The 12,770-nt window shown below is 62.5% G+C and carries 10 protein-coding genes and 1 tRNA gene; 9 read left to right on the top strand and 2 right to left on the bottom strand.

Translation table 11 applies throughout. The features are described from left to right. Window positions 1-170: 170 nt before the first annotated feature. The 6 genes from ftsZ to ACP15R_RS01855 all read left to right on the top strand — a co-directional run bounded on the left by ftsZ (window position 171) and on the right by ACP15R_RS01855 (window position 8,249). A complete protein-coding gene (gene ftsZ / locus ACP15R_RS01880) occupies window positions 171-1,811 on the top strand; it encodes a cell division protein FtsZ (protein ID WP_424984668.1) in 1,641 nt (546 codons plus the stop codon). 210 nt (window positions 1,812-2,021) lie between these two features. Further along, window positions 2,022-2,942, top strand: a complete 921-nt coding sequence (gene lpxC / locus ACP15R_RS01875) for a UDP-3-O-acyl-N-acetylglucosamine deacetylase (RefSeq protein ID WP_424984667.1) — start codon at window positions 2,022-2,024, stop codon at window positions 2,940-2,942. 128 nt (window positions 2,943-3,070) lie between these two features. Then, the gene (locus ACP15R_RS01870) at window positions 3,071-3,916 is read left to right on the top strand and encodes an outer membrane protein assembly factor BamD (protein WP_424984666.1); all 846 of its coding nucleotides are present in this window, start codon (window positions 3,071-3,073) and stop codon (window positions 3,914-3,916) included. A 124-nt stretch (window positions 3,917-4,040) separates the two neighbouring features. Continuing rightward, a complete protein-coding gene (gene recN / locus ACP15R_RS01865) occupies window positions 4,041-5,690 on the top strand; it encodes a DNA repair protein RecN (protein ID WP_424984665.1) in 1,650 nt (549 codons plus the stop codon). A 103-nt stretch (window positions 5,691-5,793) separates the two neighbouring features. Next, complete coding sequence (locus ACP15R_RS01860; protein WP_424984664.1) at window positions 5,794-7,482, top strand: chloride channel protein; 1,689 nt, start codon at window positions 5,794-5,796, stop codon at window positions 7,480-7,482. 212 nt (window positions 7,483-7,694) lie between these two features. Then, window positions 7,695-8,249 (top strand): VPLPA-CTERM sorting domain-containing protein, encoded by a 555-nt coding sequence (locus ACP15R_RS01855; protein ID WP_424984663.1) that lies wholly within the window; start codon window positions 7,695-7,697, stop codon window positions 8,247-8,249. 98 nt (window positions 8,250-8,347) lie between these two features. Here ACP15R_RS01855 and ACP15R_RS01850 read toward each other — a convergent pair whose 3' ends face one another. Then, window positions 8,348-8,692 (bottom strand): DUF427 domain-containing protein, encoded by a 345-nt coding sequence (locus tag ACP15R_RS01850; RefSeq protein ID WP_424984662.1) that lies wholly within the window; start codon window positions 8,690-8,692, stop codon window positions 8,348-8,350. 65 nt (window positions 8,693-8,757) lie between these two features. After that, complete coding sequence (locus ACP15R_RS01845; RefSeq protein WP_424984661.1) at window positions 8,758-10,548, bottom strand: aminopeptidase P family protein; 1,791 nt, start codon at window positions 10,546-10,548, stop codon at window positions 8,758-8,760. Window positions 10,549-10,679: 131 nt separating this feature from the next. On the opposite strand from ACP15R_RS01845, the gene ACP15R_RS01840 reads away from it, so the two are divergent. The 3 genes from ACP15R_RS01840 to ACP15R_RS01830 all read left to right on the top strand — a co-directional run bounded on the left by ACP15R_RS01840 (window position 10,680) and on the right by ACP15R_RS01830 (window position 12,485). Continuing rightward, window positions 10,680-11,021, top strand: a complete 342-nt coding sequence (locus ACP15R_RS01840; protein ID WP_424984660.1) for a hypothetical protein — start codon at window positions 10,680-10,682, stop codon at window positions 11,019-11,021. Between the two features lie 364 nt (window positions 11,022-11,385). Then, window positions 11,386-11,475 (top strand) — tRNA-Ser (locus tag ACP15R_RS01835). Window positions 11,476-11,555: 80 nt separating this feature from the next. Further along, a complete protein-coding gene (locus ACP15R_RS01830; RefSeq protein WP_424984659.1) occupies window positions 11,556-12,485 on the top strand; it encodes a DUF2971 domain-containing protein in 930 nt (309 codons plus the stop codon). Window positions 12,486-12,770: the final 285 nt, after the last annotated feature.

The following is a 12,770-nucleotide window of genomic DNA, read 5'->3' as shown; positions in this document are numbered from 1 at the left end:
CTAGATATTGCCAAACAGGCGACATTGGGCGGAAACACGCGCGAAATGGTCCATATTTTGGGGTGTTTTTGCGTTTTTGTGGTGACGTCCGGCCCTATGGCAGCTAAGGTCGTGACAATTGGACGAAAAAACACCCGCGAATGTGGGTCGGCAGAACAGGCGGAACTCAAATGACATTGAATCTCTCGATGCCCGGACAGGACGATTTGAAACCCCGGATCACCGTGTTTGGTGTTGGTGGGGCGGGCGGCAACGCCGTGAACAACATGATCGAAAAGCAGCTCGACGGTGTCGAGTTTGTTGTCGCCAACACCGATGCACAGGCGCTCCAGCAGAGCGCGTCGCAGAACCGGGTGCAGCTGGGCGTGAAAGTCACCGAAGGTCTGGGCGCAGGTGCCCGTCCGAGCGTCGGCGCGGCCGCCGCCGAGGAGAGCATCGAACAGATCGTCGATCACCTGGCTGGCGCGCATATGTGCTTTATCACTGCCGGCATGGGCGGTGGTACGGGAACCGGTGCCGCGCCGATCATCGCACAGGCGGCGCGGGAGCTGGGCGTTCTGACCGTTGGCGTCGTGACCAAACCGTTCCAGTTCGAGGGCGGCAAGCGGATGCGCCAGGCGGAAGATGGCGTCGAAAGCCTGCAAAAGGTCGTCGATACCCTGATCATCATTCCGAACCAGAACCTGTTCCGGCTGGCGAATGAGAAAACCACCTTTACCGAAGCCTTCTCGATGGCTGACGACGTGCTGTACCAGGGTGTGAAGGGTGTGACTGACCTGATGGTGCGTCCGGGCCTGATCAACCTCGATTTTGCCGATGTCCGCGCCGTCATGGACGAGATGGGCAAGGCGATGATGGGCACCGGCGAGGCCGAGGGCGAAGATCGCGCGATCCAGGCCGCGGAAAAGGCCATCGCCAACCCGCTGCTCGACGAGATCAGCCTGCGCGGTGCCAAGGGTGTCCTGATCAACATCACCGGCAGCCACGACCTGACGCTGTTCGAGCTCGACGAAGCGGCCAACCGTATCCGCGAGGAAGTCGACCCCGAGGCAAACATCATCGTCGGTTCGACGCTGGATACCGACATGGAAGGCGTGATGCGCGTCAGCGTTGTTGCCACCGGTATCGACGCGGTCGAAGTGAATACCGATATTCCGGTGCCGCGCCGGTCGATGTCGGCTCCGCTGCGCACCAGCGTCAGCACCGAGGAAGACCGCGCGGAAGCGAAAAAGGAAGAGGCACCGGTCGTTGCAGCCGCGCCCGAAGCCCCGCAGGAGCGGACCTTGTTCGAAACCGTCGAGCCGGTTGAGGCGGTGGTCGAAGAGGAACAGGAAGAGTTCTATCCCCCGGCGGCCGAAACCCGCGAACAAGAGGATGACGGCCTGCCGCCGCCGGCCTATGAGCCGCGTGTCGCCGCGTTCGAGCCCCGCAACGAACAGGCCGAGGTCGAGAAGTTCGTGGCACCACGGGCTCCGGCACCGGGCACCCCGTCGCCCGAGGCGCTGGCCCGACTGCAACGTGCGGTTCAGAACGTGCCGAGTGCTGCGCAACGTGGCACCGCCGCGCAGTCGCGCCGCCCGGTCGCTGCGACCCCCATCGATGCCGGCGACAAGCCCCGGTTCAGCGTCAACTCGCTGATCAACCGGATGACCGGCCATGCGGGCGATACCCCGGCGGAACGCGGGGCGCAAACCGCCCGCCAGCAACCGCCGATGCACCAGCGTGACGTCGCGGAACCCTATCAGGACGAGCCCGATCACGAGCAGGATCGCATCGAGGTTCCGGCATTTTTGCGCCGCCAAGCCAATTAACCTTGTCACAATAGACAGCAAAAAGGCCGCCCTGGGGCGGCCTTTTTGTATTTGAAAACAGCATATTGCATGGGTTGCGGCGGGGTTCTGCCGATCTGTTACATGCATGTTTCATTCGGTTACAAAGATTGAGTTGAGTGACAATTAGCAGCCGATTAACTGATGCTACGCCAGCCCGAACGTGGCTGGAGAAACGGTTAGAGGCCAGTCTTGCAAAATACGCTCAAAGCCCCGGTGACATTCGAAGGTGTCGGTCTGCACAGCGGTGCGCCGGCCCGTATGGTGTTGCGCCCGGCCCAGGCCGGATTTGGCATACGCTTTCGCCGCACCGATATCGAGCTCGGCAATGCCGTGATTCCGGCCCTGTGGGACCGTGTCGAGCGCAGCCCGCTCTGCACCCGCCTGGTGAACGAGGCCGGGGTATCGGTATCCACGGTTGAACATGTGATGGCCGCGCTGTCCGGTTGCGGCGTCAACAACGCATTGATCGATATCGACGGCCCCGAGGTTCCGATCCTTGACGGATCATCCGCGCCTTTCGTGCGGGGCATCATGGCGCGCGGTGTGCAGGGGCAGGGTGCGCCGGTTGTGGCCATCGAGATCCTGCAACCCGTCACGGTGGAAAAGGACGGCGCGCGCGCGACCCTGTTGCCGGCAGAGGGCTTCGAGATCGAGTTTCACATCGATTTCGCCGACAAGGCGATCGGTCGCCAGAGCAAGGTTCTGGACATGCGCAACGGTGCCTTTGCCCGCGAATTGTGCGACAGCCGCACCTTCTGCCGCCAGGCGGATGTGGACGCGATGCACGCGCAGGGGCTGGCGCTTGGCGGGACATTGGACAATGCGGTCGTCGTCGATGGCGATGACGTTCTGAGCCCGGGCGGTTTCCGCCATGACGACGAAGCGGTCCGCCACAAGATGTTGGATGCGCTCGGCGATCTGGCGCTGGCTGGCGGTCCGATTCTGGGGCGTTACGTGGGCGAGCGGGCCGGCCATTCGCTGACCAATACCCTGCTGCGCGCGTTGTTCGACACGCCCGGATCCTTCCGGATGGTGATCTGCGATGGCGCAGAGGCGGCGCGCCTGCCGGGCCAGGGGCTTGTATGGTCGGAGATTCCGCAAGTCGCCTGACCTGAACCCGCCACAACCGACACGATCGCGTCCTCATGTCTTTAAGGCGTTTTGCACCCGAAAATATTGTGCTAGACCCAACCGCAATCGGGGCTACACCCCGGATCAGGCGACAAGGGTAATCTAGAATGTTGGGTGGCAAGTTCAGGGCCAAGGTCATCGGCGCGGTTCTTCTCGCGGCATTTCTCGCCGCGTGCAGTGGCGGTCCGAGGGCGGACCGGACCGAGTCGCTTGAGAGCTATACCCCGGAACAGATTTTCGAACGCGGTGAGTTCGACCTCGCCCGCAATCGCACCGATGACGCGGCCTGGTATTTCTCCGAGATCGAACGGCTGTATCCCTATTCCACATGGGCCAAGCGCGCGCTGATCATGCAGGCCTATTCCTTCCACCAGGGCAAGGACTATCCCAACAGCCGCGCCGCCGCTCAGCGCTATATCGACTTCTATCCGGCGGATGAAGATGCCGCCTATGCGCAATACCTGCTGGCGCTCAGCTACTATGACCAGATCGACGAGGTGGGGCGCGATCAGGGCCTGACCTTCCAGGCGCTGCAAGCCCTGCGCGCGGTGATCGAACAATATCCGGATAGTGAATATGCCACCTCGGCGATTCTGAAGTTTGACCTCGCCTTTGACCACCTGGCAGGCAAGGAAATGGAGATCGGCCGCTATTACCTGCGCCGCAGCCATTATACGGCGGCTATCAACCGGTTCCGGGTGGTGATCGAGGACTTCCAGACCACCAGCCACACCGCCGAAGCCTTGTTCCGGGTTATCGAAGCCTATCTGTCGCTCGGTCTCGTGGACGAGGCACAGACAGCGGGTGCGATCCTTGGCTATAATTACCGCTCGTCGGAATGGTATGAAGACGCCTATCAACTGCTGACCAGCCGTGGCCTAAAGATGAAGAGCCGTGGCAACAACTGGCTCAGCCAGATCTATCGGCAGTCGGTCAAGGGGCAGTGGCTCTGACGCCGGGCCGGGTCGGATCGGGGATGGGCTTGCCGCGACTCATGATGTTCAGCCAGATATGATGCAATGTTGACACGGGGCAACGGCAGGGATCGCCAAGGGCCCCGCAGGCGGGATAGGTGGAATGCTGCGCGCGCTTGATATTCGCGACATGCTGATCATCGATCGGCTGGAACTTGCGTTTCAGCCCGGATTGAACGTGCTCACCGGGGAAACCGGCGCGGGCAAGTCGATCCTGCTGGATTCGCTGGGTTTTGTCCTGGGCTGGCGGGGCCGTGCAGAGTTGGTGCGGCAAGGGGCCGAACAGGGTGAGGTTGCTGCCGTGTTCGACCTGCCCGCGGGGCACGCGGCCCATGCGATCCTGCAAGAGGCGGGGTTGCCGGGCGGAGATGAATTGATCCTGCGCCGGATCAACCGGCCTGACGGGCGCAAGACCGCCTGGGTCAATGACCGGCGCTGTTCCGGGGATGTGCTGCGCGCGCTTTCCGAAACGCTGGTCGAGCTGCATGGGCAACATGACGACCGTGGTCTGCTTGACCCGCGCGGACATCGCGACATGCTTGACGCTTTTGGCGGGCTGGAGCCGGCCCGGTTGGAAACCCGCAGCGCATGGCAAGAGCTATCGCGCGCACAACGCCATGTGGATGCCACCCGCGCCGCGCTTGAGGCGATCCGGGCAGAGGAGGAGTTCCTGCGCCACGCGGTTGCCGAGTTCGACACGCTCGACCCGCAGGCCGGAGAGGATGCCGAGCTTGATACCCGCCGCCGGCGGATGCAGGGTGCCGCGCGTATCCGCGAGGATGTCGCCCGGGCGCTTGGCCTGCTGGGCACGGATGGCGCCGAGGGCGCGATGGCCGATGCCCTGCGGTGGCTGGACGGGGTGGCGGACCAGGCGGATGGCACGCTCGAAGCACCGCTGGCGGCGCTGAGCCGGGCGATGGTCGAACTGGGCGAAGCGCAATCCGGGGTGGACGCCAGCCTCGAGACGCTGGATTTCGACGAGCATGAATTGCTGAACACCGAAGAGCGGTTGTTTGCGCTGCGCGCGCTGGCCCGCAAACATGACTGCCCCCCTGACGGGCTGCCCGGGGTGGGTGTTGCGCTGCGGGATCGTCTGGCGACGCTGGATGCCGGCGACGCCGACCTGGCACAGCAAGAGGCCGCACTTTCGGCTGCGCGGGTAGCCTATGATACGGCTGCGGACAGGCTCACGGCGCAACGTGCCGCCGCTGCCGGGCGGCTGGATGCGGCGGTGATGGCAGAACTGGCACCCTTGCGCATGGAGCGCGCCGAATTCCGCACCATCCTGGATGCCGCCGAGCCGGGACCGGATGGCAAGGACATGGCAACCTTTACCGTCGCCACCAATCCGGGGGCACCGGCGGGCGCGCTGAACAAGATCGCCTCGGGGGGCGAACTCAGCCGTTTCCTGCTGGCGCTCAAGGTTTGCCTGTCGGCGCGGGATGGCGGGGTGACGATGATTTTCGACGAGATCGACCGGGGCGTGGGTGGCGCAACCGCCGATGCGGTTGGACGGCGTTTGGCCGGGCTGGCGGAGCAGGGGCAGGTATTGGTTGTCACGCATTCACCACAGGTTGCCGCACGCGGGGCGCATCATTGGCGGGTCGAGAAACAGGTCAGCAATGGCACCACCCTGTCGCGCGTCGTAGCCCTGGCCAGGGACGCGCGCGTCGATGAAATCGCCCGTATGCTTGCCGGTGACACGGTGACACAAGAGGCCCGCGCGGCGGCGGGCGCCCTGCTCGCGGGGTGAGGGGGGCGGAGGCACCCGGAACAAGAGCCGGTTGTGCGAGATCGATGTTTCATGACGGGGCGAAAACGCTTTAGACAAGAAGGGCACAGACACCGGTATCCAGATGCCAGAAACCACCCGTTCGATCCTTGCCAAGCAATTGGCGCAATCCGGGGATGCCCTGCGCAACGGTCTGTCGCTGATGCGGCGGCGCGGGCCAAGCCATGTCCAGTTCTGGTTCATCGCGCTGCTCATCGGGATCGCGGCGGGGTTCGCGGCCCTTGGTTTCCGTCTGGGTATCGCATGGTTGCAGGCCACGCTCTATGGCACGGATGATGTCCGCCTGTTGCACAGCCACGCGCAGCAATTGCCGTGGTACTGGATCCTGGTGATCCCGATTGTCGGTGGCCTTGTCGTCGGTGTGATCCTCAACCGCTTTACCCCGGATGGCCGGGTGCGGGCGGTTGCCGATGTGATCGAGGGCGCGGCGCTGCGCGACGGGCGGGTGGAAACCCGCGCCGGGCTGGCATCGCTCGCGGCGTCTTTCATCACGCTCAGCTCGGGGGGATCGTCCGGGCGCGAAGGCCCGGTGGTTCACATGGCGGGGGTAATTTCCACATGGGTCAGTGACCGCATCCATGCCGATGGCATCACCGGACGCGACCTGTTGGGTTGTGCGGTCGCCGCCGCCGTCTCGGCCAGCTTCAATGCCCCCATTGCCGGGGCGATCTTTGCGCTGGAGGTGGTGCTGCGCCATTTCGCGGTTCATTCCTTTGCGCCGATCGCCATCGCCAGCGTCGCCGGGACCGTCATCAACCGGTTGCATCTCGGGGATGTGGCCGAGTTCAACCTGATCACGCCGGGGGCGCTGCAATTCTATGTCGAGCTGCCGGCCTTTCTGTTGCTTGGCCTGGTCTGTGGGGTCGTCGCGGCGGTGTTGATGCGGGCGATTTTCTGGACCGAGAACATGGCCGATCACCTGCAACGGCAGATCGGATTCCCGGCCTGGAGCCGCCCGGCCATTGCCGGCGGGATGCTGGGCGTGATCGCGATCTGGTTTCCGCATATCATCGGTGTGGGCTATGAAACCACGCGGATTGCCCTGTCTGGCGAGTTGGTGCTGCTGACCGCGATCCTGTTCACCGTGGTCAAGGTGGCGGCGGTGGCGATCACCATGGGCGGGCGCATGGGGGGCGGGGTGTTTTCGCCCTCCCTGATGGTCGGGGCGCTGACTGGATTGTCCTTTGGCATCATCGCCACAAACGTGCTTCCCGAAGTGTCGGGCACCCATGCGCTCTATGCCTTTGCCGGCATGGGGGCGGTGGCGGCTGCGGTTCTGGGCGCGCCGATTTCGACCACGCTGATCGTGTTCGAGCTGACCGGTGACTGGCAGATCGGGATTGCCGTCATGGTCTCGGTCAGCCTGTCGACGGCGCTGGCTTCGCGGATCGTGGACCGCTCGTTCTTTCTCACGCAGTTGCAGCGCCGGGGGATCGGTCTTGCGGCGGGGCCGCAGGCCTATGTGCTGTCGCTGTTGCGGGCCGGGGCGGTGATGCGCCCGCCCGAGCACGCGCGTGCCGCCGATCCGGACCGTTGTGCCGAGTTGATCGGCGAGGGGGTCTGTATCACGCCGTCCAGCACGCTGGAATCTGCCATGCCCATGCTTGAGCGGGGCAAGGACAGGTTCCTGCCGGTAGTGGTTCTCGATGGCGATGACAGCGCGCCCCGGTTGGTGGGGGCGCTGTTTTACGTCGATGCGCTCAAGGCCTATAACCGGGCGCTTGCGGCAACGGCGGCCGAAGAGCATTCCTGAGCGCGATACCGGCTGTCCAGCGCGGCGGGCACAAAATCCACGTCGGATTCATCCGTTAACATGCAGAATATCAACGGCTTTTTATGGTGCACGTTCAACGCGAGCCACGATAGGGACAATTGTCTGAAAGTTGACGCAATTGAGTCCTCTTTTCACCATCAAGCCGCGCGAAAACAGCATCAGTGAGTTAATCAGTACGCGGAGTACATCGCATGACGTTCAAACTTTCGGGGCTGGCTGCGGCCGCATTTGTCATCGTAGCCAGCCTTGTTTCACCGGCCAGTGCCGCAACTGTTGACGCCGCCAATGCGGTGTCGTTCGAATTCGACTTTTCCTCGATGGGGGATACCAGCTTCTATCGCTTTGGCTACAATTGTGGCGGCTGTGACGGCGAGGGCCGGTTTGAATCCGGGGCCACGATGCAGCTTGATTTCGGAACAACGCTGGGGGCCTCCGATATCGGTTCCCGCACCTTCACCAACCCGTTCAATTTCGCGATCAACAATGTCAGCTCCGGCCTGACCCCCGAAATCGCGGTTTCCGGCTCGGTTGACACGCTGTACATGACCTTCCGTTTTGTCGATGACGTCTTTGATGTCACGGCTGCGTCGATCTACGGCCAGGAGACCGGCCACATGGCGGGCAGCTTTGCGGGAACCGTCGCGCCGTCTCCGGTGCCGCTGCCGGCAGGGTTCCTGCTGATGGCGAGCGCGATTGGTGGCCTGGCCTTTGTGCGGCGCAAGCAGGTGTCAGGCAAGCTATCGTAAAGAGTATCGTGATCGCCCCGTTGCTGCGGGGCATCGCACAGGGTCATTTCATCTCAACCGGGGCAAAAAGCCCCGGTTTTTTCATATGCAATCGACGCTCAGACCTGTTCGACCTTGATCGACTCGCCGATGCTGAAGGCAAGGTGGTTCTTGATCGCGGCCACCGCATCCAGCGGGTTTTCATAGGTCCAGACCGCGTTCTCGGTGACCGAAGACTTGTTGACGATGGAATAGTAATTGGCGTCGCCCTTGTGCGGGCAATGGGTGGTCTTGTCGGTACGATCCAGGAACGCCATCGCGATGTCGTCGCGCGGAAAATAGATCACCGGGGCCAGGTCGCCCTCGCTAAGTTCGAGCGCGCCGGTGGTTTCGCCCAGTATTGCGCCGCCTGACCGTACGGTCCACGTGCCCGGTTTCCTGCGTATTCGAATATGGTCTGCCATCTGGTTTCCCCCTGGAAAAAATGCATCCGGCCCGGTGTGCCGGCGCGAAATATGGTGCCGCATCCTCAGATCGGGGCGGTGGCCGCATCCAACCACATCTGCGCTGACTTGCCTACCCGAGGCGCGATCTTTTCACGGACTTCGCCATGATAGGCATTCAGCCATCGGCGTTCGTCGCGCGACAACATGTCGGTCACGATCAGCCGCCGGTCAATCGGTACGAAAGTCAGGGTTTTCCAGCACAGCATTTCGCGCTCGGCATCGCCGCCTGGCGGGGTCGTTGCATCCTGCACCACCAACAGGTTCTCGATCCGAATGCCAAAGACCCCTTCGCGGTAATATCCGGGTTCGTTGGACAGGATCATGCCGCTTTCCAGCGGTACCATGCTCATCCTGCTGAGCCGTTGCGGCCCCTCGTGAACGCTCAGATAGGCACCGACCCCGTGACCGAGCCCGTGATTGAAATCCTGCCCCGCCAGCCACAGGGGCATCCGCCCGACCGCCTCGATATCGCGTCCTGCCAGCCCGCGGGGCCAGCGCAGACGCGACATGGCGATCATGCCCTGCAACACGCGGGTAAAGGCCGCGCGTTCTTCCTGGCCCGGTGCGCCAATCGCGATGGTGCGGGTGATATCGGTGGTGCCGTCAAGATATTGCCCGCCGCTGTCCAGAACCAGAAGATGACCCTCTTGCAGAACGCTGTCGGTCTCTTCGCTGACCCGGTAATGCATGATCGCCCCGTTTGGGCCGGTGCCGGAAATCGTGTCAAAGCTGATGTCTTGCAGGGCATTGTCCCTGCGCCGGATCTCTTCGAGTTGCTTGACCACGGCGATTTCGCTCAGGCCGCCAACCGGTTGCGCATCGAGCCATGCCAGGAGTTCCACCATCGCCGCCCCGTCGCGCAGATGCGCCGCCGCGCTGCCATCGATCTCGGCGCGGTTCTTGCGCGCCTTGGGCAGCGCGCAGGGATCATCGCCAAACACCGCCGCCATGCCCAGCACATCGGCGAGCTTTTGCGGCGCCGACGACTTTTCGATCCGCACCGGGCCGGGCAACGCGGCAATGGTCTCAAGAAAGGTCTCTGGCGGGCGGATGGTCACACTCTCATCCAGATGACCGCGCAGCGAGGTCAGCTTGCTCCCTTCCATGAACAGGTCGACGCGCCCGTCATCATGCAACACGGCGAACCCGTGTGCGACAGGGTTCCGGGCAATGTCCGAGCCGCGAATGTTCAACAGCCACATGATCGAGTCGGGCAGGGTGATCACCGCCGCGCGATGTCCCGCCGCGCGCAGATCCCCGGCCAGCCGCTGGCATTTGGAACTGGCGGTTTCCCCGGCAAATTCAATCGGATGCGCCTTGACCGGCCGCATTGGCGGAGGCGGTTGATCCGCCCAGATGCGATCGACCAGATTATTGGATTGCTCCATCTGGATACCGGAGCCCGCCAACGCCAGCCCCCAGCGTTCAACTTCGGCCACCGTATGCAGCCAGGGGTCGAACCCGACACGCCCGCCGCCGGGGAGATGACGGATCAGCCATTCGGGCAGGCTGGTTTCGGGCCAGGGCACCGGCGTGTAATCGGGCGCGACCTGTGCCTTGACCTGTGTGCGATAGCGCCCATCGACAAAGACCCCGGCCACATCCCGCAACGCGGCGCAGAACCCCGCCGAGCCGGTAAACCCGGTAAGCCAGGCCAGCCGCGCGTCGTGATCGGCGACATATTCGCCCTGATGCGCGTCGGCGCGCGGCACCAAAAACCCGTCAAGCCCGCGTTCCCGCATTTGCGCCCGCAAAAGGGCGAGCCGGGGTGGCCCCTGTTCGGGCCGAGAAGTCACTTCGAAACTCTGGAACATGTCTGGCCTGCCTGCTTCCTGTCGTCGGGCGAAATCTGGGCGGCGCGGCGGCAAATGTCCAGCCCGCCCGGGCTTGCGAAACGCGGCAGACGGGCGCTAGGCTGACCGAAACGGGTTCGGGGTATTGACCGATGAAACATCTGCTCGCCGTTCTTTGCCTGCTGCCGATGGGGGCGATCGCCGAAGGCACCGAGGAACAGGTCGACATGCCCGACCTCGCCGCGGATGCGCTGGTGGACAAGGCCGGTGACGCCAGGCGCGTTCGTGGCCTGGAATTGTCACGCGCCGTCAATGGTCGAAACGGCGGCAAGACCATGTGCGCCACCACCAACGCCTATAGCGATTCCGGCAGCTTCATCGGGCTCACCTATTGGGAATTCACCTTCGACGCGGATGGGGCGGAACTGACATCCATGCGCAACGTGACCGGCCTGAACAGCGATTGTTACAGCGCCCGCTACAAGAAATACTAGCCGGTAGCGTCTAAGACGCGCGTCGCCAAACGCCACCCGTATTCACGGATTTCCGCGCGGGCAGACAGGCGCGTTCGGGATGTCGTCACATAATTCGGCAACCTCCCGCCACCGTGATGCATCAAACCAGACGCCACGCGCGCGTCTCAGTGTGAAGGGTGCAGACCATTGCCGAGCCCCGCGTCACCAACCACGCCGGACAGCAGCATGATGCGTGCGTAAGGCGGTATGAGGATGGTTCAAGAACCATGACTGACAGGCATCCCTGCGAGCGCGGACGAGTCGTCAGCGGCGCCGAAGTATTTTCGCCAAGCGAACAGTTTGGCCTTGTAACCCCTGTCTCCTCTTGGCTATACGCGTCGACGGAGACGTGGCCGAGTGGTCGAAGGCGCTCCCCTGCTAAGGGAGTAAACGGGGAACCGTTTCGAGGGTTCGAATCCCTTCGTCTCCGCCATTACCCATTGACTTCATTGGATGAAATAGAACGTAGGCCAATATACCCACGAACTACCCACAGCCTGAAAGGGCCTTGGAATGGCCGAAACCTTCGATCTAGACGACTTCGACAACCCGCCCCCGCCGCCGCGATATCTGTACAAATACCTCTCTGCGGAGCGCGTCGGCAACGTCTTGGAGGGTGGAACAGTGCGTTTCACGCCTCTTATGAACACGAACGATACCTTTGAGGTACGTTCGACGTTCGAAAAGCTGGCAGGCCCTAAGTTCATTGCGATGCTATCGGAGCAAATGGACACTACAGTGTCAGAGGCAAACGTGCGCGAGATGATCGCGGAGGAACTAAAGAAATATGGGCTTGGTTTCCTGCCCCCAGAAGTTGCAATAAAACTTGTCGAGCAACAGACGGGTCAGAGCCTTCTTACGATGCTGCGCACTCAGATGCAGTCTGCCGTTGACACTATGCTTGTCCCAACGTTCAACGACCCCAAGAACATTGAAGGTCTACTCGAAAAGTTGGGCCGTGAATTGCTTTGTTTTTCGCTGTCCGAGCGTATGGACGTGGCCCCAATGTGGGCACACTACGCCGACAACAACAGCGGCTTTGTAGTCGCCTTTGACACCGAGCATGAATGGTTCCAGCGTCGAAAGGACGGACAGAAAACCCGTTTGCAAAAGGTGACTTACTTCGACGGTAAGGTTGAAGAACCCTTGGCAGATATTCAAGCCGCTCTCATTTCAAAAACTACGGCATGGGAATACGAACGCGAGTGGCGGCTATATGTGAAGGAAGATCAGGTCGATAGAACCGTTGGTGATCCCACCGACCCAATTCATCTACTGGACTTTCCGCACGACGCCGTTGACAGCGTGATCTTGGGGCCGAAGGCACGCGAGGAAACTGTGCAGAGAATAAGCATTGCTTTGGCCGCAAGGTATCCGAGTGCCTGGCTTGTTCGTGCCGTGCCGAACCGTTCGAGCCATACCTACGACGAAGTGTCAGAATGAAAAAAACCCGGCTGCGTCGGTGCACGCAATCCGGGGTCAGTTGCCCTTGGCACTTAGGGAAGGGTCGTCAGGCGGCGACGGTATAGGACGCGCGGCATACCTCTTGCGCCCGGCTGCGGTCTTTGGACGTGACCGCATATAGGGGGCAGAACAAGACGGCGGCTTCGGTCAAGTCCAGCGCCAAGCCTTCGGCGGCAAGGGCTGCGTTCATGGATTGCGACGGCGACGTTATGCCCACAGCAACGACGCGGGGCACGTCCCATCGGCTTTCGGGAACGTGGTGCA

Source organism: Microbulbifer sp. S227A (assembly GCF_049800935.1).
This window is presented reverse-complemented; position numbering and strand designations above follow the sequence as displayed.